The sequence below is a fragment of the Melioribacter sp. Ez-97 genome (assembly GCF_051488665.1).
Lineage (GTDB): Bacteria > Bacteroidota > Ignavibacteria > Ignavibacteriales > Melioribacteraceae > Melioribacter.
This window is the reverse complement of sequence record NZ_JBPSEG010000011.1, coordinates 17,607-42,543: the sequence shown is the minus strand read 5'-3', so window position 1 is coordinate 42,543 and position 24,937 is coordinate 17,607. Positions and strand designations below refer to the sequence as shown.

The 24,937-nt window shown below is 40.4% G+C and carries 23 protein-coding genes and 1 riboswitch; of the genes, 17 read left to right on the top strand and 6 right to left on the bottom strand.

Annotation, left to right across the window (positions count from 1 at the left end):
* Positions 1–24: 24 nt before the first annotated feature.
* Positions 25–441 (bottom strand): hypothetical protein, encoded by a 417-nt coding sequence (locus tag ACSSWA_RS11885; protein WP_437356794.1) that lies wholly within the window; start codon positions 439–441, stop codon positions 25–27.
* Positions 438–809, bottom strand: a complete 372-nt coding sequence (locus ACSSWA_RS11880; protein WP_437356793.1) for an ArsR/SmtB family transcription factor — start codon at positions 807–809, stop codon at positions 438–440. The genes ACSSWA_RS11885 and ACSSWA_RS11880 overlap by 4 nt, the downstream gene beginning before the upstream one ends.
* Positions 810–1,431: 622 nt before the next feature.
* Between ACSSWA_RS11880 and tal the strand changes: the two genes are divergently transcribed.
* The 9 genes from tal (at position 1,432) to ACSSWA_RS11835 (ending at position 13,828) form a co-directional block, all read left to right on the top strand.
* A complete protein-coding gene (tal, locus tag ACSSWA_RS11875; RefSeq protein ID WP_437356792.1) occupies positions 1,432–2,436 on the top strand; it encodes a transaldolase in 1,005 nt (334 codons plus the stop codon).
* Positions 2,437–2,557: 121 nt separating this feature from the next.
* Positions 2,558–3,199, top strand: a complete 642-nt coding sequence (locus ACSSWA_RS11870) for an MBL fold metallo-hydrolase (RefSeq protein WP_437356791.1) — start codon at positions 2,558–2,560, stop codon at positions 3,197–3,199.
* A 63-nt stretch (positions 3,200–3,262) separates the two neighbouring features.
* Positions 3,263–4,000 carry an ABC transporter permease gene (locus tag ACSSWA_RS11865; protein WP_437356790.1) on the top strand — a complete coding sequence of 246 codons (738 nt, stop codon included), beginning with the start codon at positions 3,263–3,265 and terminating at the stop codon, positions 3,998–4,000.
* Between the two features lies 1 nt (position 4,001).
* On the top strand, positions 4,002–4,751 hold the full coding sequence (locus ACSSWA_RS11860; protein WP_437356789.1) for an ABC transporter ATP-binding protein: 750 nt from the start codon (positions 4,002–4,004) through the stop codon (positions 4,749–4,751).
* A gap of 1 nt (position 4,752) precedes the next feature.
* Positions 4,753–6,288, top strand: a complete 1,536-nt coding sequence (locus tag ACSSWA_RS11855; protein ID WP_437356788.1) for an acyl-CoA carboxylase subunit beta — start codon at positions 4,753–4,755, stop codon at positions 6,286–6,288.
* Between the two features lie 109 nt (positions 6,289–6,397).
* Positions 6,398–9,139, top strand: a complete 2,742-nt coding sequence (locus ACSSWA_RS11850; protein ID WP_437356787.1) for a LysM peptidoglycan-binding domain-containing protein — start codon at positions 6,398–6,400, stop codon at positions 9,137–9,139.
* 15 nt (positions 9,140–9,154) lie between these two features.
* Positions 9,155–9,249, top strand: a riboswitch (TPP riboswitch).
* Between the two features lie 61 nt (positions 9,250–9,310).
* A complete protein-coding gene (locus ACSSWA_RS11845; RefSeq protein WP_437356786.1) occupies positions 9,311–11,794 on the top strand; it encodes a TonB-dependent receptor in 2,484 nt (827 codons plus the stop codon).
* Positions 11,791–12,444 carry a thiamine diphosphokinase gene (locus ACSSWA_RS11840; protein ID WP_437356785.1) on the top strand — a complete coding sequence of 218 codons (654 nt, stop codon included), beginning with the start codon at positions 11,791–11,793 and terminating at the stop codon, positions 12,442–12,444. The genes ACSSWA_RS11845 and ACSSWA_RS11840 overlap by 4 nt, the downstream gene beginning before the upstream one ends.
* A complete protein-coding gene (locus ACSSWA_RS11835; RefSeq protein ID WP_437356784.1) occupies positions 12,431–13,828 on the top strand; it encodes a sodium:solute symporter family protein in 1,398 nt (465 codons plus the stop codon). Before ACSSWA_RS11840 ends, ACSSWA_RS11835 begins: the two co-directional genes overlap by 14 nt.
* Here the strand turns inward: ACSSWA_RS11835 and ACSSWA_RS11830 are convergent.
* Genes ACSSWA_RS11830 through smpB form a run of 4 tightly spaced genes read right to left on the bottom strand, consistent with a single transcriptional unit; the run spans position 13,773 to position 16,999 of the window.
* Complete coding sequence (locus ACSSWA_RS11830) at positions 13,773–14,720, bottom strand: TerC family protein (protein ID WP_437356783.1); 948 nt, start codon at positions 14,718–14,720, stop codon at positions 13,773–13,775. The genes ACSSWA_RS11835 and ACSSWA_RS11830 overlap by 56 nt on opposite strands.
* Before the next feature lie 3 nt (positions 14,721–14,723).
* A complete protein-coding gene (locus ACSSWA_RS11825; protein WP_437356782.1) occupies positions 14,724–15,269 on the bottom strand; it encodes a pyruvoyl-dependent arginine decarboxylase in 546 nt (181 codons plus the stop codon).
* Positions 15,270–15,288: 19 nt separating this feature from the next.
* A complete protein-coding gene (gene tyrS / locus ACSSWA_RS11820; protein ID WP_437356843.1) occupies positions 15,289–16,485 on the bottom strand; it encodes a tyrosine--tRNA ligase in 1,197 nt (398 codons plus the stop codon).
* A 55-nt stretch (positions 16,486–16,540) separates the two neighbouring features.
* Complete coding sequence (gene smpB, locus ACSSWA_RS11815) at positions 16,541–16,999, bottom strand: SsrA-binding protein SmpB (protein ID WP_437356781.1); 459 nt, start codon at positions 16,997–16,999, stop codon at positions 16,541–16,543.
* 255 nt (positions 17,000–17,254) lie between these two features.
* On the opposite strand from smpB, the gene ACSSWA_RS11810 reads away from it, so the two are divergent.
* The 8 genes from ACSSWA_RS11810 to ptsP all read left to right on the top strand — a co-directional run bounded on the left by ACSSWA_RS11810 (position 17,255) and on the right by ptsP (position 24,930).
* Positions 17,255–18,178: a hypothetical protein gene (locus tag ACSSWA_RS11810; protein WP_437356780.1), complete on the top strand. Its 924-nt coding sequence runs from the start codon at positions 17,255–17,257 to the stop codon at positions 18,176–18,178.
* A 145-nt stretch (positions 18,179–18,323) separates the two neighbouring features.
* Complete coding sequence (locus ACSSWA_RS11805; protein WP_437356779.1) at positions 18,324–19,175, top strand: hypothetical protein; 852 nt, start codon at positions 18,324–18,326, stop codon at positions 19,173–19,175.
* A 136-nt stretch (positions 19,176–19,311) separates the two neighbouring features.
* Positions 19,312–20,064, top strand: coding sequence for a class I SAM-dependent methyltransferase (locus ACSSWA_RS11800; protein ID WP_437356778.1), 753 nt, complete (start codon positions 19,312–19,314; stop codon positions 20,062–20,064).
* The gene (locus ACSSWA_RS11795; RefSeq protein ID WP_437356777.1) at positions 20,061–20,885 is read left to right on the top strand and encodes a hypothetical protein; all 825 of its coding nucleotides are present in this window, start codon (positions 20,061–20,063) and stop codon (positions 20,883–20,885) included. The genes ACSSWA_RS11800 and ACSSWA_RS11795 overlap by 4 nt, the downstream gene beginning before the upstream one ends.
* A gap of 1 nt (position 20,886) precedes the next feature.
* Complete coding sequence (gene fni / locus ACSSWA_RS11790) at positions 20,887–21,930, top strand: type 2 isopentenyl-diphosphate Delta-isomerase (protein WP_437356776.1); 1,044 nt, start codon at positions 20,887–20,889, stop codon at positions 21,928–21,930.
* Positions 21,927–22,913, top strand: a complete 987-nt coding sequence (locus ACSSWA_RS11785) for a polyprenyl synthetase family protein (RefSeq protein ID WP_437356775.1) — start codon at positions 21,927–21,929, stop codon at positions 22,911–22,913. Before fni ends, ACSSWA_RS11785 begins: the two co-directional genes overlap by 4 nt.
* A 3-nt stretch (positions 22,914–22,916) precedes the next feature.
* Positions 22,917–23,183: an HPr family phosphocarrier protein gene (locus tag ACSSWA_RS11780; protein WP_437356774.1), complete on the top strand. Its 267-nt coding sequence runs from the start codon at positions 22,917–22,919 to the stop codon at positions 23,181–23,183.
* Position 23,184: 1 nt separating this feature from the next.
* Complete coding sequence (gene ptsP / locus ACSSWA_RS11775) at positions 23,185–24,930, top strand: phosphoenolpyruvate--protein phosphotransferase (protein ID WP_437356773.1); 1,746 nt, start codon at positions 23,185–23,187, stop codon at positions 24,928–24,930.
* The last annotated feature ends 7 nt before the right edge of the window (positions 24,931–24,937 follow it).

Here is a 24,937-nt window from a genome sequence, read left to right as displayed (position 1 = left end):
AAGCGATGTGGTGTTATGAGGGTATCAGATTAAAAGGGAGATTTTTGCCAGACTTTCCAATCCGGTGTTATGAGAAGTCAGCAAATTATCTTCTATTATGCTAAATTTATCATCTTTTTTAATGGTATCAAAATTTATTATTAATACTTCATTAAATCTTACTGTATTTTTACTGATAACTTTAACTATGTCTTCATCAATATGATTATCAAGTTTAAATTCAGTGCAATCGTCGTTTTCAATTATTTGAAAGAACCCGAGATTAATTGTAAACTTAAGTGACGAATGGGCATCGCCAATATTTTCAATTTGGAAATGATTCCTTTCCCCTATACATAATACTTTTTGCTGCAGTTCAAAATGAAAGAGGCTAATGTGGGAAAGAATTGCCGTAAGCAGGAGCGCTGCGACTATTTGGTATCTTTTTTTAGACTCGTTCACTTATGCAACTCCTCCGCATGTTCCAATGCAGCAGCAATAATATTATTGATATGTTCATCCGCCAAGGAATAATAAACCATCTTTCCTTGGTTCCGGTATTTCACTAATCCTTGTCCTCTTAGCAATCTCAATTGATGCGAAACTGCCGAAACAGAAACATCGGTCAAAGCGGAAAGGTCGCAAACGCAAAGTTCCTCTTTGGTAAGAGCCATTATAATTTTTAGCCGTGTGGGATCTCCCAAAACTTTAAGAATATCCGCCGTGTCAATCACCAATTCGCTGCTGGGAAATCCTTTTTCAACATTCCTAACTTTCTGTTTGTCTATATATGTTACTCCGCACACCGGAGCTTCAACTTTATTTTTCATGGGAGCAAATATAATAACATTTGAGCAATTGTTCAAATGTTATTACTTTGAACCATTTTTTGTCTAAATAAAATAATTCTGCTTTCAGTCACTTTGCTTCCCATAAAGAGACGGCTTTTTACACGTGTACTCCATCCTCTGAAAACGGCAACATCCGAGCGATTAAGTGATAGTTGTAAATTGAGAATGGATAATAACGTGAAATTGCGGACTGGGAAGGATGCAATGATGGAAGTATGAAAAAATGGAATACCATTTTATAACTCGTCATGTATTCATGCAATCATGATCACAGTCGCAGACTCTGTGAGAGTCCTTCGGACAATCCTTCAATCAGTCAATCTTTTTTTGACTCTTCGCTCCGCTCGGAGTAACACCTTTTTCATATACGGTATAACTTATAACTCTCCACACCAATCGGCGTGATTCGCTTACTCTAAATTCTTCTAAAATCGTGGTCTTTTTCTTTCGTTCATTTTCTCGGTAAAATGAATTAAATTTCGAAACTAAACTGAACGAATTACATGAGCTGAAATAATGACAAAATTACAGAAATTAGCCGAACTTGGTCAATTTGTTTGGTATGATTATATTAAAAAGAGATATTATTCTAGACGGAACGTTGGATAAATTAATATCCGGCGGCGTGAGAGGTGTAACTACAAATCCTTTAATTTTTAAAAAGGCTATTTCAGGCAGTAGTTTATATGATGATGACTTGAAATCGATTGATTTGGAGAAACCGATTTTTGAAATATATGAAGCTCTTGCGAAAAAAGACATTAAATTAGCTGCCCAAAAATTGTTGCCGGTATTCGTAGAAACAAATGGGGTAGACGGATATGTTTCTTTGGAGGTAAATACAAAGTTGGCTGACAAAACAGAAGAAACCGTTGATGAAGCAATTCGATTATTCAAGGAATTATCGATGACGAATATAATGATTAAAGTTCCTGCAACTCAGGCCGGCATTGCTGCAATAAAAGAATTAATATCTCACGGAATCAACGTAAATGTCACTCTCATTTTCTCGATCGACAACTATATCGAAGTGGCGAAGACATATATTGATAGCTTGAAAATTTTAATGGATAACGGCGGCGATGTTTCCAAGGTATCTTCGGTTGCCAGTTTTTTCGTTAGCAGGGTTGATACTTCGGTGGATAAGTTATTAGAGGAACTCGACAAACCGGAATTTATGGGACAAGCAACTGTCGCAAATTCCAAAATAGCATACGAAGAATTTAAAAAATTATTCAGCGGTGAAGTTTGGCAGAATTTGGAATCAAACGGTGCGAGAGTGCAAAGGCTTTTATGGGCATCTACCAGCACAAATAATCCAAACTATTCCGATATCTTATACGTGCAAGTATTAATCGGTTCTACCACCGTTAATACGGTTCCTCCTGCAACGATTGATGCATTTATTGACCACGGTGTAGTAAAGGAGACTCTATCGGAAAATATCTCAGATGCTGTTGAATTGATGAACAACTTGAAAGAATTGGGAATATCAATGGAAGATGTTACCAACGATTTGCAGGAAAAAGGTGTAAAAGCGTTTGCCGATGCATTCGATAATTTATTAAATAGCTTAGAAGAAAAAGTTAAATTAATTCAGAATTGAAAATGAATACAACATTTAGTTTCGGCAAAATAAAAATATATTTGAAAAAAAATAATTTGGGCAAATAAGCAGAAATTAGTTGAGCGCAATTGGAAAAAAGACTCAAAGAAAATTTTAATAAATGATATCGGTCAAAAAATTCGTATTTAATCCCTTCGCGGAGAATACATACGTAATCTGGGACGAATCAACGCTCGACACCGCGATTATTGACCCGGGCTGTTCGAATCGGCAGGAGAAAGAAATATTAACGGATTTTATCGAATTGAACGGCATTAAACTCCGTTACCTTTTTAATACTCATTGTCATATCGACCATATACTCGGCAACAGATTTGTGTGCGAAAAATTTAATCCGGAATTCTACGCTCCGGAAAAAGATTTATTTCTTCTCGATTTAATGAAGGAAGTTGCCGCAAGTTACGGAGTTGAATTCGAAGAATCTCCGAAACCCGATTTTTATATCGAAGAAAATCTCGACCTCAAAATCGGCGGTTCCAAAATGAAATTCATTTTCACGCCGGGGCACACTCCCGGCGAATACTCAATTTATCTGCCTGAAGAAAAGTTATGTTTTACCGGAGACGTTCTTTTTCAGGAAAGTATCGGAAGGACGGATTTATGGGGCGGCAATTACGATCAACTTATAGATTCGATTAAAACGGGATTGCTCACGCTTCCGGACGATGCGGTAATTTATCCGGGACACGGCGAATCTTCAACAATCGGCAGGGAAAAAGAAATTAATCCTTTCTTAATTTGATTATATTGTTGCATAATCGATTTCCTATCGATAAATTAAGTACATAAAACCGACAGGATACAAATGAATAAAAATTACGGCGGGATTAAGTTTGTAGTTACTCTTCTGTTCGTTTATCTGATTTTGTTCGAATTTATTTTACCGGTTAACAAAATATTGCCTCAACCTTCGCAGATAATCGAATCCTTTGCTGAATCGTGGAAAGTATACGACGTGTTTCAAAGTCTGGCTTCCACAACTACGGTTATCTATGTTTCGATGTTGTTAGCCTACTTGTTGATTCTGGTCGCGTTAAAAACAGGATTTAATCTTTTTGCCGCATTCGACTTTTCGGCAGTTCAACCGCTTAAATATATCCCTTTTATTTTTCCTGTAATATTATTTCTGTTCTGGTTCGGCGCTTCGTTTTGGGGCGAGCTCCTGTTTCTATTTGTTTTTGTTTCCGCTTTGCTCAAATTTTCAGCTGCCGGAAAATTGACAAATATAAAACAAGAATACGTGGACGTTGCGATAAATCTAGGAATGTCTAAAAGGGAAGTTGCAAAGAAAGTAGTCCATAAAATTTTACAAAAGCATTTATACCACGTGTTATCGGAAAAACATTATCTGATATGGATGGCGGCGCTTTTCTATGAGTATGCCGAAAAAGGTAACGGACTTGGCGGTATTTACTACCGGGCGCTTTATTATAACGATTTCGTTTTCCTGTTTGTAGTTGCCATAATTACCACTGTTTTAATCTGGGCAGGCGACAAAATTCTCGTCGTCATTGAAGAAAAATATTTTAATTGGGAAGAGTAAGATGATTGAGTTAATCAACCTCGGCAAAACTTATATCGACGAGCAGGGTTTCCGAAAAGTTTTGTTTAAAGGTCTGAATTGTGAATTTAAGAGCGATAAAATTACTTCCGTACTTGCGCCAATCGGAGCGGGTAAATCGAGTTTGTTGAAAATATTGTGCGGGCTTGAAGAACCAAGCGAAGGCGAAATCCGTTACGAACTGGCAACGCCCTTGATATACATCCCGGCTGCTCCTTCTTCTTATCCCTGGTTGAATGTAAAAGAAAACATTCTCTTCGGTTTGAAACGGCATGACGAACAGGATTTTCTGAAAGCTCTGAAAATTACCGGGCTGGATGGATACGAAAATCACGTTCCCTACAATAACAGTCTGGGATTCCGTTTCCGGATTAGTTTGGCAAGAGCTTTAATTAGAAAATCCAAATTTCTCTTGATAGACGAGCCTTTCATAAAAATGGATTACCGTTCAAAGGCGGAACTTTATAGCCTTCTCAGAAAAATTAACAAAGAATTAAATGTTGGAATGGTAATTACTACTTCGAATATAACCGAAGCAATTTATTTGTCGGACGTTTTGTTATTGATGAAAAGAAATCCCGGAGAAATTATCAAAAAAATTGACGTCGCTATTTCTAAGGAAGAAAATCTGGATACGATTAAAACCGGGGAATTTGAAGAACTGAGAAAAATCGTGATTACAGAATTCAAAAAACTCGACGCAGACAATCTGCTGGCAAATATGTTGGTGTAATATGGAAGATAAATTCAAAAAGCTGGAGAATTTACGCGCCGAGGCTTTGAAAGGGGGCGGCAAAGATAAAATCGAACAGCAGCATAAAAAAGGGAAACTGACAGCTCGGGAACGAATCGAATTATTGGTCGACAGCGGCTCTTTTCAGGAAATCGATTCGCTTGTAACTCACAGAAGTCAGGATTTCGGACTGGATAAACAAAAGTTTTACGGGGACGGCGTTATTACCGGTTTTGCTAAAATTGAAGGCAGACCGGTGGCGGTTTTTAGTCAGGATTTTACAGTATTCGGAGGCTCGTTGTCCGAAGCTCATGCCGAAAAAATATGCAAGATAATGGACATGGCTTTGAAAACCGGCATTCCTATAATCGGATTGAATGATTCAGGGGGCGCGAGAATTCAGGAAGGCGTTGTGAGTTTGGGCGGCTACGCGGAAATTTTTTTGCGAAATACATTGGCTTCAGGCGTAGTTCCTCAGATTTCCGCAATTCTGGGGCCATGCGCCGGCGGAGCTGTCTATTCGCCCGCTATAACTGATTTTACGTTCATGGTCCGCAATACAAGTTATATGTTCGTTACGGGTCCTAATGTTGTTAAAACAGTTACGCATGAAGATGTATCGTTCGAAGAACTGGGCGGCGCAGATACGCATGCTTCCAAAAGCGGAGTGGCTCACTTTGTATTTAACAGCGAAGCCGAAGTCCTCGAAGGAATAAGACAATTGATGTCGTATTTACCTTTGAACTGGATGGACTCTCCTCCGGAAAAGAATTACGAGTCGGATGATTTGATAATCCCCGCGCTCGATAAAATAATTCCGGATAATCCGAATAAACCGTATGATATGAAAGAAGTAATCGATTTATTGACCGAAGAATTTTATGAAGTGCACAGTCAATATGCCGAGAATATAGTAGTCGGATTCGGAAGAATAGGGGGGATGTCTGTAGGGATTGTAGCCAATCAACCGAAAGCCCTTGCGGGCGTATTGGATATAAACGCTTCGGTAAAAGGAGCTCGTTTTGTGAGGTTTTGCGACGCCTTTTCGATTCCTTTGATAGTCCTGGTCGACGTACCCGGATTCTTGCCCGGCACCGAACAGGAATGGAACGGAATTATCCGGCACGGAGCCAAATTGCTCTTTGCATTCAGCGAAGCTACGGTTCCTAAAATTACTGTCATAACGCGCAAAGCCTACGGCGGAGCTTACGACGTGATGAATTCAAAACACATCAGGGGCGATTTCAATTTTGCATGGCCTTCGGCAGAAATAGCCGTTATGGGTCCTAAAGGCGCAGTCGAAATTATATTCAAAAAAGAAATTAAAAACGCCGAATCGCCCGGGGAAAAATTGAATGAACTTATAGAAGAATACACCGAAAAATTTGCAAATCCGTATAAAGCTGCCGAAAGGGGTTACATCGACGAAGTGATTTTTCCGAGAGAAACCAAAAAAAGATTGATCGATTCGCTCAATATTCTTAAGACAAAAGTCGATAATAATCCTAAGAAGAAACATTCGAATATTCCTCTTTAATTCTAACTTGTTTAATTACAAGGAGTAATTGACATTTTATAATAATTTCCTTGACAAAATTCACTTAAGGGACTAAATTGCAATAAGAAAAAATGAGATGGAGTTTAGTGTGAAATATAAAATTTTAATCTTACCGGTACTGAGTCTTTTCATTATTAATGCATGCGGAACACTAGACTTTTTATCTCAAAAAAGCGAAAAGACGCCTCCCGATACGACAAAAGTATTGACTGTCAGGTCGATAACCAGCGAGATGTTGGAAAACGCCAGGCAGGATTATCTGACGGCTCTTTACAAGCAAAAATTAGGCTTCAAATCCGAGGCTATTAATTATTACGAATCGGCATTGTCTATCATAAATAAATTAAGTTATTATCCGAATATAGAAGAAAACGGCGCTTATGTCGAATTGGAAAATGCCATCGTGGAAGACTACAGGAGTTATGTTGAAAGTCTGGACGAATTACCGGAAGACGCATCCATAAGCGCGCTAGACGAATGGATGAATAAAAGCATACCTGGTTTGCCTGCTCTGGAAGATTCGGTGGAAGTAAACGACGATGATAATACCGTTACTGTCGTAGTCGGTGAATTCCCTCTGGAAATCAACAGGAATGTAGAGCAATATATCGAGTATTTCACGGGCAAAGGCAGGAAGTATATGGAACTGTGGCTTTCCCGTTCGGGAAAATATTTTCCGATGATGGCTAAAATTTTTGCTGAAGAGCAGGTGCCTCAGCAATTAATATTCTTGAGTATGATAGAGAGCGGATTGAACCCGACCGCCAGATCGTGGGCTAGGGCTGTCGGATTGTGGCAGTTTATGAAAGGCACGGCGCGCTTGTACGACTTGAAAATCAATTACCATATAGACGAAAGACGAGATCCGGAGAAAGCCACTAGAGCCGCGGCAAGACATCTACGCGATCTTTACTATTCACTGGGCGATTGGTATTCCGCAATAGCCTCTTATAACAGCGGCGAAGGCAGAGTAAGAAGAGCCATGAGACTTTCCGGCTCGAATAATTTCTGGGAAATGAGAAGGTATTTGCCGCGAGAAACACGTAATTACGTACCTCAGTATATTGCCGCTACATTAATTGCAAGTCAACCCGAAAAATTCGGATTCAATAATATTCAATACGAGAAACCGATTGATTATAAAATTTACCGGATTGAAGAGGCTGTCGATTTGAATGTGCTTGCCAAGTGCGCAGGTGTTAGCGTTGAATTTTTAAGAGAATTAAATCCCGAATTAATTCAAAATATTACTCCTCCCAAATATGAAGGAGGATATCCCCTAAAAGTGCCCGCTCAATCTTACGAAGCATTTGTTACGAATCTCAAAAATATCCCTGACGATTCAAAAGTTCAGTACACTGTTCATACAGTTAAATCGGGGGAATCTTTATGGCAAATTGCATCGAAATACAATGTGAGCATTTCACAGCTTGCATCATACAATAACATTTCGCCGAGGCGTAAATTAAGCGTGGGAACGGAACTTAAGATTCCGGTATCGAGCATAAATGTCGATGATATTCCAATTAATACGGATATTTTACCTGCTGTTGATGAGCTGGTGGCTTCGGCAGACGAAAATCCGACTTATAAACTCGAGCTCACAAATCCTGACCTGGACGATAAATTCACACAAATTTACGATTCGCTCTACAGCGCCGATTCATTGGAATATATTGTTCCCGAAGGTAAAGTTGCAGTTAACTATACTGTAAAGAGCAACGATAATCTTGTTGATATAGCCGAATTATTCGACGTGCGCGTTTCCGATTTGAGAAACTGGAACAATATTCCTTATACGCGAAGGGTTAAAGTAGGTCAACAATTAAAAATTTATGTCCCTGAAGAACAAACAGAGTATTATTCGAAAATTGATTCGTTATCCGGTACGGAAAAAAATCAATTGTTATTGGCGAATACCGGCAGCGCGGTTATCGAACATAGGGTTCGTCGTGGAGAAACTTTATCAACTATTGCCGCTCGATACGGAGTTCGGGTTTCACAATTGAAGGACTGGAATAATCTGCGCAGCGACAAAATTTATCAGGGCAGAAAGTTGATTGTTTATCCGGGGTATACTCAAACCGCCACGACCCAAAGCCTCAATAATAATAGAGCGGATAAATACAGAGTGCGGCGAGGCGATACTTTGAGTGAAATTGCAAAAAAATTCGGAGTGTCGGTCGCTCAACTTAAAAGATGGAACAATCTTAAATCCGACCGGATACGATACGGTCAAACGCTTACTCTCAAAGGAGCCGACAACGTTTATTCATACGGCGACAATACCGCCAAAAGAAATTCTAACCTTGTAGAATACACTGTTAAAAAAGGCGATACGATAAGCGAAATTGCCGATAAGTTCGGCGTTAGAGTTTCGAATATCAGGGAATGGAATAATCTGAGAAGCAATCTTATCCGTGCGGGACAAAATCTGAAAATATATCAGAAAAATGAAAATCTGTCCGACGATAACAATGAAAGTCCGGGCGATTATTATATTGTAAAACGAGGCGACAGCTTGATTGAAATAGCAGATAAATTCAATGTATCCGTTGACGATTTGAAAAATTGGAATGGTCTCAACACAAATAAAATCTTTGCCGGACAGAAACTTACTGTTAGGAAGGGAGTGGAAAATAATTCCGATAATAAATATATTGCCAAGCAAAATAATGAATCCAAAGTAACGATTCATAGAGTTAAACAGGGCGAATCGCTCTGGACTATTGCAAGAATTTATAAGGTTCTGGTTGCGGATATTATTAACTGGAATAATCTTCAATCCGACAAAATAAAAGTCGGACAAAAACTCAAAATAATTAACTAGTTCTTTTAACATATAAAAAGTCGTTAGGGGTGCTCCCGCTGCGGGGCTGAGATTATACCCTTGAACCTGATCTGGGTAATGCCAGCGTAGGGAAACGGTCGAAGAATAATTAAGTTGATCGCCGTTTTCCCGTTGTTAAAACGGCTTTTTTATTTTAAAACGGAGGTTCTTATGAAAAACTTAATTATTCTTTTTTTTCTTTTCACATCTTTAATTTACTCGCAGGTTACAGAGCTCAAAGGTAAAATCGTTAATGCCGACACGGGCGAGCCTTTACCTGCAGCAAACGTCTACATAAAAAATACGTCTGTCGGCGCTTCGGCGGATTCGCTTGGAGAGTTCGTTCTCAAAGGAAATTTCCAAGCCGAAGACGTAATTGTCGCCAGTTATATCGGATTTAGAAAATTCGAAATTCCGATAAAGGACTTTCTTGCATTGGAAAATAAAGTCATTAAACTGAAAAGCGACATAATTGTGAGCCAAACCGTCCTCGTCAAAGGCACTATAGGCGAAAGCGGATTTTCTCCGCTGACTTTTACCAAACTAAACAAAACCGAAATTAAAGAAGACTATACAATCCAGGACATTCCGGAAGTTATCAGTTACACTCCTTCTGCTACTTTCTATTCCGAAGGCGGTAACGGACTGGGTTATAATTACCTGAGCATAAGAGGGTTCGATCAGCGCAGAATTTCCGTATCGATTAACGGAATCCCTCAAAACGACCCGGAAGACCATAACGTCTACTGGATCGATTTCCCGGATCTATTGGAAAATACCGAGTTGATTCAGATTCAGCGCGGAGCCGGCTCCGGTATTGCGGGATATGCCGCGGTCGGAGGTTCAATTAATATTATTACAACTTCGATTACCAGTAAGCCTCTTGTGGAAATCTCCTCGTCAATCGGAAGTTACAACACGAGAAAATATTCCGCAGTCGTTTCGAGCGGATTGATAGATAACAAATATTCGGTCTATGCCAAACTATCGCAAACATTGAGCAGCGGGTATCGCAACAACAGCTGGGTCGACTTAAAATCTTATTATTTGTCGGCTGTTCGGCTGGATGAAAATCTTACAACTCAAATAAATATTTTCGGCGGTCCGCTTGCAGACGGATTGGTTTATACCGGCTTGCCGAAGTTCGCCATTAAAGACAGAGAGCTCAGAAAAGCAAACTATTCTTATTGGGAAGCGGACGAAAACGGCTATACTTATACAGCCGAAAGGAGACCGGACGAAATAGAAAATTTTTCTCAGCCGCATTTTGAATTGCTCAATGAATACAGGTTTAATGATAATGTCGTGCTCAATTCCGCCTTGTTCCTGGTGCTGGGAAACGGATTCTTCGATTACGACGGCTCGTGGGGCGACACTACATATTTCAGACTTACGCGCGGCAACGGTTTTAATCCTGCAGTGAACCCTTCTAATGTATTGATACGAGCTATGGTGGAAAATAAACAATGGGGTTGGATTCCGCGTTTGAGCATAAATCACACCGGCGGCGAATTAATTCTCGGCGGCGAATTGCGCCTTCACAGATCGGTTCATTGGGGAAGTCTTAATTACGGCGAATTCCTGCCAGCGGGCATTACAAAGGACTACCGTTATTATTATTACGAAGGGGGAAAGGATATCTTCACTTTCTATGCTCACGAAAAATATAATATTAATTCGCAATTAAGCCTTCTGGCGGAAGCGCAGCTGGCGTATCATAGATATGAAATTGCCAACGAACGCTTCCTCGACAATGAATTCGAAATCGACGATTTGTTTTTCAATCCGCGGTTCGGGTTGAATTACCGTTATACGCCCGAAATGAATTTCTATTTTACGTTTGCCCGGGTAACTAGAGAACCGCGCCTTAAAAATTATTACGACGCAGCGGAATCGAGCGGGGGCGAAACTCCTCAGTTCGAACAACTGCCCGACGGCTCTTACGATTTTTCCAAACCGCTCGTTAAACCCGAAACAATGAACGACTTTGAATTCGGAACAGCATACAATACCGATAAATTAAGTTTAGCTCTAAATGGATTTTATATGTTGTTTAACGACGAGATTGTAAAAAGGGGACAGCTCGACAGATTCGGTCAGCCGATAACCGGAAATATGGACAGAACTATTCATTACGGAATCGAATCTTCGGTTATATACAAACCGACCGACGCGCTCGAATTTGTTTTTAACGGAGCTGTAAGTAAAAATTATATAAGCAAAGGTTACGCATATTTCTACAACGACGACGAATCGAAAACTTACCGGTTCGATCTTTCTGGCAACAGAATTAGCGGTTTCCCGGATCTGATGTTCAACGCGCTTATCAAATACAAAAAAGACGGATTCTTTGCGCAACTGTCGGGCAAGTATGTAGGGGAGTTTTATACCGATAATTACGACGAAAAATTGTCCGAGTACAGATCGATTTATCCCTACATTACCGATTATACCGACAACAAAGTCGAATCGTATTTTGTCGCTAATTTTTATGTCTCGTACGATTTACAATTAGATTCGTATTTGAAAAATCTTAAATTGTATCTGCAGATTAACAATATTTTCGACAATCTTTATGCGGCATACGGAATCGGTAAGGAATTCTTTCCGGCTGCCGAACGTAACTTTATTGCGGGAATAAAATTCGGTTTATGAAAAAAGCAATAGTATGGGCTAACGGAGACCCTCCGTCGAAAAGAGTAATTAAATATCTTATCCGCGCCGGATGCAATAAAATTATCTGCGCCGACGGAGGGGCAAACTCCGCCCGTAAATTGAATTTCGCGCCGGACGTTATTATAGGCGATCTCGATTCGATTACTGAAGATAATCTGAATTATTTTTCCGGTAAATCGAAAATCATTCAACTGAAACGACAAAACGACACAGACGTCGAAAAAGCACTCAAATACGCGGTAAAAATGAAGTTCAGCGAATTGTTCTTGATAGGAGCCACAGGCAGCCGGCTGGATCATTCGTTTTGCAATCTCGGAATTATGTTGAAATTCCACGATAAAATCCGGATTAAACTAATACATCGTCAATCGGTATTGAGCGTTTATGAAGGCAATGTAGAAATAAAAACATCTCCCGGCGAAACCGTATCGATATACGGTTTCGGTCGTAAAACCAAAATTACATCGCGCGGTCTCAAATATCCCCTTAAAAACGCAAGTCTGCCTTTCGGAGAAAAAGAAAGCACAAGCAACGTTGCGCTGAAAGATTCGATAAATCTTACGATTAAAGGCGGACGGATTTTTCTGATAAGAGATTTTGAAGCAATGAGGAAAAATGGTCAACTTTAGCCTCACCGATATATTGATTATTGCAGGATTTTTCCTCGTTCTTTTGATTATCGGTTTACTTGCCGCGCGCCGATCCGAAGACACTTCGGAAAATTTCCTTCTGTCGGGCAGAAAAGTCGGACTTCTATTATTTGTGCTTACAAATGTTTCTACCTGGTACGGCGGCATTTTAGGCGTGGGGGAGTTTACGTATACAAGCGGTATTCTGAGCTGGATTACTCAAGGTTTGCCGTATTATATTTTTGCAATTTTATTTGCACTTTTTTTTGCCGAAAAAGTGAGGAATTCTTCTCTTTATACCATACCGGATAAAATCGAAATCGTCTACGGAAAAATTCCGGCGCTTATTTCCGCTGTTTTTATCTTTGTGTTGGTTTCGCCTGCGCCTTATATTCTGATGACGGGAGCGTTATTGCAGGTTATTTTTAACATTCCGCTTTTAGCCGGGCTTATAATTGCGCTTATTTTTTCTTCGGTCTATTTGATTAAAGGCGGCTATCGCGCCGATTTGATTACGGATGTTTTCCAATTTTTTGTAATGTTTGCGGGTTTCACAATTATTGTTATCGTCTCGTTCGCGTCGGTAGGGGATTTTAATTATTTAATTAATAATTTGCCGCCGGAGCATCTTAGTCTTACAGGCGGTCAATCGCCTCTATATGTAATGGTCTGGTTTCTGATTGCGTTATGGACTTTTGCCGACCCCGGATTTCACCAGAGATGTTATGCGGCAAAAGACGGAAAAACAGCCAAATACGGAATTTTAATATCGGTTATTTTCTGGTTCCTGTTCGATTTTCTTACCACAACAACGGGACTTTTTTCAAAAGCGTATTTGCAAGACCTGCCGGATCCGGTTCTGGCTTTCCCGATTTATGCCGATAAAATTCTAAGCAGCGGTTTGAAGGGACTCTTTTTTGCGGCGCTTTTTGCGACGATTATCTCAACATCCAACAGTTTCCTGTTTCTGAGCGGAACCACATTCGGGAACGATATTATGCTTAAATTCGGCTTTTCTAAAAAACGCTCGGTTAATTTTTATACGAAGATTGGCATTATTGTTTCGGGAATAATTTCAGTATTGCTGGCTTTCTATGTAAAATCGGTAATTTCAATCTGGTATATGATCGGGAGCATTTTTATTCCGGGTATAATACTGCTGATAATCGGAGCATATTACGAAAAATTCAAAGTCAGCGGCAAATTTGCCTCAGCAGAATTAATTCTCGGTTCGGTTTCCGTAGCAGCCTGGCTCGCGTTACGACCTTATATCGATAACGGTTTCCGGGTAATAGAGCCGATGATTGTCGGTTTGACGGTATCTTTTATTATTCACCTTTTTGGGATTCTTTACCGGCGCTTTTATTCTTCATCAAAGAAATAATTACCGATACTGTAAGAACAATTACAATGAACGCCAGCGAATAGAAAGTCGGTATTTTATAAATATCCGCCAACAACATTTTAACGCCCACATAAGCAAGTATAATTGCCACTCCGTATTTAAGGTAAGAAAACAAATCGACAATTCCTGCCAGCGCAAAATAGAGAGCTCGAAGTCCGAGTATGGCAAATATATTTGAAGTAATAATAATGAAAGGATCGTGCGTTATCGCTATAATGGCGGGAATCGAATCGATGGCAAAAACAATGTCGGACGATTCGATTAAAACGAGCGTAAGAAAAACAGGCGTGATGTATAATTTGCCCGAATTTCTGACGAAGAAATTTTTGCCTTCGTATTTTGTTATCAGCCTGAATCTCTTCGTAAAAAATTTAATGAAAGGATTTTTTTCGTAGTTAATTTGCTCTTCGCCGCCGAATGCCATCTTATAAGCCGCATAAAAAAGCATTATTCCGAAAATATAAATAATCGGGTGAAACAGTTCTATGAGAGCTACTCCGGCGAGTATGAATGCAATTCTCAGTATAATTGCGCTTATAATTCCCCATTTGAGAACATGAGGTTGATGCTCTTCTTTGATATTCATTACGTTGAATATCATCAGGAAGACGAACAAATTGTCGACCGAGAGGGATTTTTCAATCAGATAGCCGGCTAAAAATTCGAGCGCTTTTTGATGTCCGTCTTCCAGAAACAAGAAGATAAGCAAATTGAATATCAGAGCGGCAGCTATCCAGATGCCGCTCCATTTAAGGCTTGTCTTAATTCCTATTTTATCGGTTCTGTGTTCTACTGCATAGAGGTCGATGTAGAACAATATCGTAACAACGACCCAGAAGAAAATCCAGAACGCCAAATGAGAATGTATCATAAATTACGGCAATAAAATTGCTACTGAAATAACCGTCGTCCAGAGACCGTTCTTGTTTCCTCGTGCTGACTGAGTAACGTTAAAAGTACGTACGATTTTCCCCGACATTTTGAATACCTGTTCTCTTTCGTTCCAGTTCTTGTCCGCGTCGAAATCGATACCGAGGGTGGTAGCAAGCATTGTAGCTGCTAGGTCTTCGGCGTATTCGCCGGCTACTTTCTCGGTTTCTCCGTACGGATGATGCTCCGACAAATAGCCGTACATATTTTTGTCGGCGGGTATTGCTACTCCTATTGATGAGGCTATTAATCTGTTCGGTTCGTTGGTCGAATTTCTAGCCATCACACAGTGGGTAATCATACCGGGCTGCAACATTTTAAGTCCCTGCGTCTTATTAATTATTTTAGCGCCGACGGGGAAGATGCTGCTTACTGAAACCAGATTGCAGATTTCGATTCCTGCGTCGCGTAATGCGAGCTCGAACGAGGCCAGATATTCCTTGTGGCGACCGACCCCTTTAGTAAAAAAGATTTTTGTTGGTACGTACAATTTAGATTTCCTCCATAAATTAAATCGAAATTTTTGCAAAATTGCGCTTACCCACCTTTAAGATGGAGCCTTCTTTGAGATTGAGAATCAATTTCGGATCGGTGATTTTTTCACCGTCGATTGAAACCCCGCCTTGAATTACAAGTCGTCTGGCTTCGCTGCGAGAGGGAGCAAAGCCGGCTTTTAAAATTAAGTCGAGTATATCGATTCCGCTGTCGGAAGCGTTCTTATCCAATTTCAAGTCCGGAATTTCGTCCGGCAAACCTTTTTTGACAAATATCTGATCGAATTCGCGCTCTGCTTCCCATGCAGCTTCTTCAGAATGATACATCGATACAAGTTTTCTCGCTAAAGCTCTTTTTAAGTCTCTCGGGTTAACTTCTTTATTTTCAAGTTGTTGCTTTATTTCTTTAAGTTCCTGGTTCGATACGTCTGTGGCAAGCTCGTAGTAAGTATAAATTAATTCGTCGGGAATCGACAGAGTTTTACCGTAAATTTCGTTCGGCGGTTCGTTAATGCCGATATAGTTGTCGAGCGATTTACTCATTTTTTCCGTGCCGTCTGTTCCAACGAGTATCGGCATTGTAAGGATTACCTGCGGAGCAAGTCCGAATTCACGCTGTATATCGCGACCGACCAGCAGATTGAATTTCTGATCCGTGCCGCCCAATTCAACGTCGCTTTCGATTGCCACGGAATCCATTGCCTGAGCCAGAGGGTAGAGAATTTCGTGCATGCTTATCGGTATTCCGTTTTTCATCCTTTTTGTAAAATCGTCCCGTTCGAGCATGCGAGCCACGGTATATTTCGAAGCAAGTTTGATTACATCTTCAAATGTCATCTTTCCGAGCCATTCGGAATTGTAGACGATTTTTGTTTTTTGAGGGTCGAGAATTTTGGAAGCCTGTTCAAAATAAGTCTTTCCGTTTTCGCGCGCTTCTTCGAACGTAAGCGGGGGACGCGATGAATTCCGACCGGAGGGATCCCCGATCATTCCGGTGAAATCGCCGATTATCAGAATTGCCGTGTGACCTAATTGTTGAAATTGCGCGAGTTTTCTTAAAACTACCGAATGACCCAGATGAAGGTCGGGACGCGTAGGGTCGCAGCCCAATTTTATATTAAGCGGTTTTCCTTCTTTATACGATTTTTCGAGTTTTTCGACGAGCTCTTCCTCCGGTATAATTTCCGAAGTTCCTCTTTTGATTAAATCCATTTGTTCGTTAACGGGAGGGAAGGCAATCTTTTTTTCCAATTTTGATTTTTTCTCCTTATTGTTTCAGTTTACGCTCCAGTTCACGTTTGGCTTCTCGTTTTGCGATATCTTCGCGTTTATCGTATTTGCGTTTTCCCGTGGCAACCGCCAGTTCGACTTTAACTTTTCCGTTCTTGAAATAGAGCCGTAGCGGCACAAGCGTATTGCCTTTTTCGGAAACCGCTTTCTTTAATTTTCTTATTTCGCTCTTTTTAAGGAGCAGCTTTCTCTTTCTCAACGGATCGTGATTGTTATAGCTGCCTTGATCGTAATGAGAAATATTAGCGTTCATCAGCCAGACTTCGTCGTCTTTTACTACGGCGTAACTGTCGACCAGACTGGCTTTGTTCTGGCGCAGAGCTTTTACTTCGGTTCCGACGAGAACAATCCCGGCTTCGAAGCGCTCCTTAATAAAATAATCGTGCTGCGCTTTCCGGTTGACCGTTATATTTTTCTCTTCGCTTTGCTCTGCCATATTTTTCAAAAAAACGAATCAAATTTATTTTGAAACCCAAATAAATGCAAGAAGTTAACCAATATCAAGTGGAAAACGGCAACCGCGATTTTCTTAACATACGCCGCCGCCTCACTTAAACTTACCACCCCAGCTCAGTATTTTGAGTTTTGCGGATTATTTCATTATAAAAAAATATTTCCATTTTTTGTAGGAATACTTATTTTAGCTACCGAATTAAGAAGGGTAGAGAGGGAAAGCGTGGGGGCGTTTCAGATGAATTATAATTTGCTTTGCTGCGGAAAACGTATTCTGATTTTGTTAATGTTCCTCGCATACTCCTGCGGCGAATCGGGCGTCGATTCGATTCGCGTGGTTTCGTTCCGCTCGATTGAATATGATGTGACGGGCGGATTTGCCGGCGTTCATCTGAAAACAGTTATCGACTCTAACGGCAATGCCGTCTTTTCTTATTACCGCTCGAACAAAAAATATTGTATCGCTAAAAAACTGACGGACGAACAACTCGCCAGATTGAATCCGCCGTTTGACCAATACGTCGTGTTCAAGCTCGAAGACGAATATAAACCTGAGCATCCGATAGCGGACGGATTTTACTATCATATTAAATACGTAAGCGCCAGCGGCATAACCAAAGATATAAGCGCCTCCGACGGAGCCGACATACCTTTCGAATTAAAAAATATGCTGACGACGCTTGGAGAGATAAACAGGAGCATTAATTCGGAACCGGAATACGCAACTTTAATTTCCGCATGGAATGGCGAGGGAATTGTTAAAAATTGGATTTTCACCGATGTAATACTCGAGAGTAATACCGCTTATTATTATGACAGTCTGGAAAATGCAGGAAAAATTATTGATTATTTCAGGAATGTCAACGATCAATACGGCAATAACATATTGTTCTTATCCGGCGACTCGCTTTATTCAATTTATGACGGAGGAAAAAGTTACGGATATTTTAATGTCTACCGTTCTTATCCGGTAAAATTGTGGAATAGTATTTTCGACTTCGATGTAAATGAGGTGTTGAATGAAGGAATTTCAAAACCGTTAAACGAGTGGAAAAGTATTGGTTTACAACCGGGCAATACATATGCCTTTATACTCGACAAAATTGAAGATAACGGCAAAGCCGTTCAAGTCAGACTAATTTCAGGCGTTCCGTGCAATTAGAGGGCGTTTTAACTTTACTTGAAAAGACAGTAGTTAATATTACTTTCATAGATTTTCAAAATATCATATTGATAAAACGACGCCTTGCCGCAATGTAAGTCAAATCTTATCTTTCTTATCAAAGAAAAAAAATCGGGAATCGCATATGAACAGGAAAAATATTTTTGTAGTTATGATTATTACTCTCTTTTTCGCAGGGCATAAGTTTCAGGAAAAAAGCCAAAATATCATAGGGAATTTCAATAAAGAAAAAGACTTGTTCCTGGCTCATTTCGATTGTAAAACCGACGTGGACGACCTTCATTCTGTAGCGGGAGTGGCTGCAATTCTGTCGCATTCACAATTTGACGGAGTTAAATATCACGCCGTGGCGGGCGCTTACGGAATACAGGAAGGTTTATACGTCCCGGCAAACGAATTGTTCGAAGCGGCATTCGGAAACAATTGGTCGGACGCTCATTCGGACTTCAACCGCGCTCTTGAGGAAGTTACAGGATTGGCTATGAACGTTTTAAAAGACGGCGGGCGCGTTTGGATTGCCGAAGCGGGACAGTCGGATTTTACTTATACGCTCGTCCGGAATATAATTGAAATCAATTCGTCTGTCGATATCAAAAATGGCATTCATGTGGTTCAACACAGCGACTGGAACGAAAGCGTTACTACTCCGTATAAACTTAAATTCGTGAAAGAAAATTGCTCTTATTATAAAATTCCCGACGGTAACGTTGCCGGAAACGGATCGCCCGGATTTGTTACAAATCAGCCTGTCGATTTGAACAAACTTATCGGCGATGAGAATATCCGGAAGGTCTGGAAACTTGCAGTCGAAATTGCAAATAAATACAACGGGAAAGAAAATCGCTACAATAATAAGGCAATTGCAGCCGGCGGTCTCGACTTTTCGGACGTCTCGGAAACCTGCCGGATTTTCGGTTATGATTATATTAAAGATGTAGATCAGTTCTTCGAAATCTTCGGCTCAAAGCGGAATTAATCCGTTATTTTTTCTTTTAACAGCCGGATGATTTATCGATATTGATCTTTAATCCGATTCTTATTTTCTTCTCATAATTAAAAAATCTTGCGTATTTTACCGTCCGAGATATTTTTACCTTCATTAATCGAACAATATGGCTGAAAAACATTATTACGAACAGATAGATTACACAAAGAAATACATAATTCCTTATTTGCGCAGGAATTTGCCGGATTTCGAAAAGATGAATCTTCTGGAAGTAGGATGCGCCGAAGGCGGATTGCTGACCGTTATGAAAGAACTCGGCGTGCGCTGCAGAGGAATCGAAATCGACCCGAAAAGAGCAGAAACGGCATTAAATAAAAATCCGGAACTCGACATAATTGTAGGCGATATTACGGATTCCGGACTGCCCGCAAAATTGAACGGGAAATATGATTTGATTATAATCAGAGAAGTAATCGAGCATATTCGCGATAAAGAAGCCGCATTCGGAAATTTGAAAAGTCTGCTGAATGAAAAAGGATTTATATTTATCAGTTTTCCTCCCAAATTTTCTCCCTTTGCAGGTCATCAGCAGATTGCAAAAAGCTTTTTGAAATTTGTGCCTTACCTTCATCTTTTGCCCGCAAGCATTCTGCGTTTGATTTCTAAAATAATGAAAGAAAATCCGGGTTATACGGACGAAATTAAACTTCATTTTTCGACCGGGTGTACGGTAAGAAAACTCGAGCAATTGGTCTCGGATTACGGCTTCGATTTTATGGTAAAAGAATTTTATTTGTTCCGGCCGATTTACAATCTGCGTTTCGGTCTGCCGGTTGTAAAATTACCGGAAATCCCTTTCTTGCGAGAGTTTATCTCGTTCGGATGCGAATCACTTTTAACCACGGCGAGGAAAAAATGAAAAAAATTATTCCGCTGCTCTTTTTGCTTGTCAGTCCGGTCTTCGGACAATTTTCTGTAGAGTTCAACGAAATTAACGGAGAAATTAATTCAAAAGATAAATTCAAAAGCGGATTCGGAAGATACGACGGGTACGAAATCGAATTCTATCAAAACGAAATTGTAAGCTTTTTCGTTTTGCCCGAATCAAATCCTCTTACTGTCTTATTTGTCGATCCCGACGGCAAAGTATTCAAACAGTCGCGCGCAAATGCCGGCGGAGCGGCTGCTATTTCGGCTCAAATTCCGAAGCAGGGCGAATGGGCGCTTTTGATTGTGGCAGATTCTAATGTGTCCGAATGCCGTTATTCGATGCAATATGCTTTTGCGGCGTCCAATTCGGTCAAATTGGATGACGATGCGGATTTTTGCTCTCAAATACTATTCCTTGCGGAACATGCCAAAGCAAATTTTATCCTTTTACAAGAGCCCGTATCGGGTAAATCCGGATTTGTCAGATTGTCCGGCTCGACCGATGCTTTCGTCGATGAAAACGACGGCAGTTATATTGCCAAGTTTTATGAAGGCGACAATATACAGGAAGCGAACAAAATTTATTCTAAATTAGTCGGAGACGTAAAAAATTGCCTGCCGAAAGGGTGGAACGAAAGCAGAAAGGAATGGAATAATGTGCAAGATTTCAAAGTTAAAGGAGCGATGTTTTCGAATATTACAAACGTAAATCCGCGTTACGTTCAAGTATCGTTGTTCGATTTTACGGATTCGAAGGAGCGGTTTACCGGCAATTTTGTGGTTCAACTCGAAATCAGGAGGGCAAACTGAATTGAGCGATGAATCGAAAATAATCAGCGGCAGGAAAGGAGAACATATTAAATTATCCCTTTCCGACGATGCGGATTACGATTCGGTCACTAACGGATTCGAAAATTATCAATTTATTCATCATGCCGCTACGGAAGTGGCGATCGATGAAATCGATTTTAGCGCGAAGTTTTTTTCGAAAAAAGTCGATTATCCTTTTATCATTTCCTCGATGACCGGGGGCGCTGCAGAGGCGAATAGCGTCAACGAAAGGCTGGCAGAGGTTGCAAAAGCTCTTAATATTCCGATCGGAGTCGGCAGCCAACGCCGCTCGCTTTTGGACAATAAATTCGACGATTCGTACAAATCGATTAGAAAAATCGGAGGCTCTGTTCCTATACTCGGGAATATTGGTGCCGCTCAAATAGTAAATTCCGGAAATATAATAGACGACATTAATTATCTGATCGATTTAATCGAAGCGGACGCAATGATAATTCATTTGAATCCGTTGCAAGAATTGCTTCAACCCGAAGGCGAACCGAATTTCAAAGGGCTCCTTAAAAAAATCGAAAAAATTACGTCAAAAATTAAAACGCCTGTAATCGTTAAGGAAGTGGGAGCGGGCATAGATCCGAACTCGGCAGTCAAATTATTGGATGCCGGCGTTAAAGGCATCGACGTCGCCGGCGCAGGCGGAACCAACTGGGCTAAAATCGAATTGATGCGAAGCGGAAGCCAAAGCTTTTTGAGCGAATGGGGAAATCCGACTTCTTATTGTTTGCGAACGATTAAAAAGTTGAAAAAAAATTATAAATTTGTACTTATTTCTTCGGGGGGACTTAGAAAGAGCGTCGATTTTGCCAAATCATATGCTCTGGGAGCCGATTTTACTGCGGCTGCCAAACCGATTCTTAAATTGGTTATCGAAAAAGACGTACAAGCTGCCGTCGAGTATATTAAAAATCTATTCGAAGATATAAAGAAAATAATGTATTTGACTGGCTGCGGGAAATTATCGGATTTGCAAAAAAATAAGTTGATCAATAAATCGGAATTTCATTGAAAAAAGAAAAATACGAACTTCAATACGGACGACTGCTCGGAATAATCGAGAAAAGAATCGACAAATTATTTAATAATAAAAAACCGGCTTCGCTTTACGAGCCGTGCAAATACGCGCTCGAATCGGGCGGAAAAAGATTGCGCCCCGTATTGCTCTTACTTTCTACCAAAGCCGCAGGCGGAAATTTCAACGACGCTTACAATGCTGCATTGGCGGTAGAAATTTTCCATAATTTTACGCTCGTGCACGACGATATTATGGACAACTCTCCGATCAGAAGGGGAAGACCTTCATTATATAAAAAGTTCGATACGAATACGGCTATTCTTGCGGGCGACAATTTGATTGCCTTTGCTTATAAATTGTTGTTGAAAGATTGCAAAAAGAATACAAATCAAATTATAGAAACATTTACGCAGGGAATTATCGACGTCTGCGAAGGGCAGAGCCTCGACAAAGAATTCGAAACGCGTAAAAACGTATCGCTGGAGGAATACCGCCTGATGATTTCACAAAAAACCGCCGCTCTTCTGACCGTTTGTACTGAAATAGGCGGATTGATTGCCGGGGCGGATTATAATGTTGTGAGAATTTTGAAGAATTACGGTAAAAATCTCGGTATGGCTTTTCAAATTCAGGACGACCTGCTCGATATCATAGCCGACGAAAAAACATTTGGAAAAAAAGTCGGCAGTGATTTAATTGAAGGTAAAAAAACGTATCTTTTTCTTAAAGCGCTGGAAAAAGCCAAAGGAGAGGATAAAAAGAAACTATTGAGAGTAATTAAAAATTCCGGAATCGAATCCGACGAAATTGAATCTTATAAAAAGATTTATGAAAAATACGGAGTTCTTGAAGACGCAATAAAGGAAATCGACAGATATACAAAATCGGCTCTCAAAGGTTTGAACAAACTTCCGGACGGCGAAGGTAGCCGGATGTTATACTGGCTTGCTAATTCTCTAATAAACAGAACAAAGTAAAATATGATAGAAAAAAAAGTTAAAATTGTGAACAACGCCGGTTTGCACACTCGTCCGGCGGCTACAATTGTTAAAATGGCTTCGAAATACAAATGCGATTTTTATCTTATTAAAGACGGAATGCAGATAAACGGGAAAAGTATAATCGGCGTAATGACGCTGGCGGCTGAAAAGGGCTCTGAAATTACGCTCGTTTTCGACGGCGAAGACGAAGAGGAAGCCGCAAAAGAAATTGTCGATTTTTTCAACAGAGGTTTCGACGAGATGTAAAATGGAAAAAAATCAAATCATATTGAAAGGAATAGCCGCTGCGCCGGGAATCTCGATTGCGCCGGCTTATCTGTTCTCCAAAGAGAGCGAGTCGGTTATCGCCGAAAAAATAGAAAACGTCGACGAAGCGCTGGAAAATCTCGATGCGGCGCTCGAACTGTCCAAAAAAGAAATGCGTAAAATCTTTAATCTTGCCGTCGACAAAATAGGAGAAAAACGCGCTGCCATTTTCGAAGCTCAAATGATGATTCTCGACGACCCGGTATTGACTTCTACTATCAAGGAAAGAATTAAAAAAGAAAAAATGACGCCGGAATATATCGTCGAAGACGAAATTACAAAATACATAAGAATTATGAGCGCCTCGAACGAGCCTTATATGAAAGAGCGCTCGCACGATATCGAAGACATAAAGAACAGAATTATACGCAATCTCAAAAAGAAAAAGTGGAAGTCTAAAATTACTAATGACGTTATAGTTGTAACCACAAGTCTTTCTCCCTCGGATACGGTGCTTTTATCGAGATCGAATGTAAAAGGATATGTTACGGATTTCGGCGGTCTTACATCGCACGCCGCCATTGTCGCCAGATCTTTGAATATTCCAGCAGTTGTCGGCATTCACGAAGCAACCAATATTATCCGGGATGGCGATCTTTTGATTATCGACGGTTTCCACGGCGAAGTGATTGTGAATCCTTCGGAACAATTGATCCGGGAATACGAAGAGAAGATTAAAAAGCTGAGCCAGTACGACGAAGAATTATTGAAAATTAAATCGCTCCCTGCAGTCACGCTGGACGGTAAAGAGATCAAATTGATGGCGAATCTCGATATTTCAGAAGAGATGAGTTTTATAGTTCATAACTGTGCGGATGGTATCGGATTGGTCAGAACCGAACAGTTGTTCGAAGAATACGAGGTATTTCCCGACGAGGAAAGACAGTTTGAAGTTTATAACAAAATTGCCGAAAGCATTTATCCCAAAATAGTAATAATCAGGGCATTCGACATCGGAGGCGATAAAGTTCTGCCGGTTGATTTGCACGAACCTAATCCTATGCTCGGCTGGCGTGGAATCCGGCTGCTGCTCGATAGTCCGAACCTTTTCAAAACGCAAATACGCGCTGTTCTCAGAGCCAGCAAACACAAAAATGTCTGGTTTATGCTGCCGATGATTAATTCTCTGTCCGAAGTCTCCGCGGCTAAAGAGATAATCAATGAATGCAAAAAAGAATTGACGGGAGAAGGCATTAAATACGATAATGAAATACCCGTTGGAATTATGATCGAAGTGCCGTCGGCTGCGGTTTTGACGTCCGATTTTGCAGACGTAGTCGATTTTATCAGTATCGGTACGAACGATTTGATCCAATATCTCCTTGCCGTCGACAGGGGCAACGAAATTGTTTCGACGCAGTATCAGGAATTTCATCCTGCTGTTATCCGGACCATTAAGCATATAATCGACGAAGCCGGGAAAAAATCCGTGCCCGTAGGAATGTGCGGAGAGATGGCTGCCGATCCGTTTGCATTGCCTTTGCTCGTGGGGCTCGGTCTTGAATCTTTAAGCATTTCAGCCGCCGGGATACCTTTGCACAAAAAGATACTCCGGTCTTTGAACTATGCCGAGTTGAAACAACTTGCGAATGAATGTTTGAATCTAAAAAACGAAGACGAAATCAACAATAAGCTTCATAAATTCTTTAACGAAAAAATATCTGACCAAATTAAAAACTTATATTGAGGTAAAA

What these genes read in the sequence shown, in the direction of transcription:
- ACSSWA_RS11880 (WP_437356793.1), bottom strand. Translation starts at nt 809, where the DNA reads ATGAAAAATAAAGTTGAAGCTCCGGTGTGCGGAGTAACATATATAGAC.
- ACSSWA_RS11870 (WP_437356791.1), top strand. Translation starts at nt 2,558, where the DNA reads ATGATATCGGTCAAAAAATTCGTATTTAATCCCTTCGCGGAGAATACA.
- ACSSWA_RS11865 (WP_437356790.1), top strand. Translation starts at nt 3,263, where the DNA reads ATGAATAAAAATTACGGCGGGATTAAGTTTGTAGTTACTCTTCTGTTC.
- ACSSWA_RS11860 (WP_437356789.1), top strand. Translation starts at nt 4,002, where the DNA reads ATGATTGAGTTAATCAACCTCGGCAAAACTTATATCGACGAGCAGGGT.
- ACSSWA_RS11855 (WP_437356788.1), top strand. Translation starts at nt 4,753, where the DNA reads ATGGAAGATAAATTCAAAAAGCTGGAGAATTTACGCGCCGAGGCTTTG.
- ACSSWA_RS11845 (WP_437356786.1), top strand. Translation starts at nt 9,311, where the DNA reads ATGAAAAACTTAATTATTCTTTTTTTTCTTTTCACATCTTTAATTTAC.
- ACSSWA_RS11840 (WP_437356785.1), top strand. Translation starts at nt 11,791, where the DNA reads ATGAAAAAAGCAATAGTATGGGCTAACGGAGACCCTCCGTCGAAAAGA.
- ACSSWA_RS11835 (WP_437356784.1), top strand. Translation starts at nt 12,431, where the DNA reads ATGGTCAACTTTAGCCTCACCGATATATTGATTATTGCAGGATTTTTC.
- ACSSWA_RS11830 (WP_437356783.1), bottom strand. Translation starts at nt 14,720, where the DNA reads ATGATACATTCTCATTTGGCGTTCTGGATTTTCTTCTGGGTCGTTGTT.
- tyrS (WP_437356843.1), bottom strand. Translation starts at nt 16,485, where the DNA reads ATGGATTTAATCAAAAGAGGAACTTCGGAAATTATACCGGAGGAAGAG.
- smpB (WP_437356781.1), bottom strand. Translation starts at nt 16,999, where the DNA reads ATGGCAGAGCAAAGCGAAGAGAAAAATATAACGGTCAACCGGAAAGCG.
- ACSSWA_RS11810 (WP_437356780.1), top strand. Translation starts at nt 17,255, where the DNA reads ATGAATTATAATTTGCTTTGCTGCGGAAAACGTATTCTGATTTTGTTA.
- ACSSWA_RS11805 (WP_437356779.1), top strand. Translation starts at nt 18,324, where the DNA reads ATGAACAGGAAAAATATTTTTGTAGTTATGATTATTACTCTCTTTTTC.
- ACSSWA_RS11800 (WP_437356778.1), top strand. Translation starts at nt 19,312, where the DNA reads ATGGCTGAAAAACATTATTACGAACAGATAGATTACACAAAGAAATAC.
- ACSSWA_RS11795 (WP_437356777.1), top strand. Translation starts at nt 20,061, where the DNA reads ATGAAAAAAATTATTCCGCTGCTCTTTTTGCTTGTCAGTCCGGTCTTC.
- ACSSWA_RS11780 (WP_437356774.1), top strand. Translation starts at nt 22,917, where the DNA reads ATGATAGAAAAAAAAGTTAAAATTGTGAACAACGCCGGTTTGCACACT.
- ptsP (WP_437356773.1), top strand. Translation starts at nt 23,185, where the DNA reads ATGGAAAAAAATCAAATCATATTGAAAGGAATAGCCGCTGCGCCGGGA.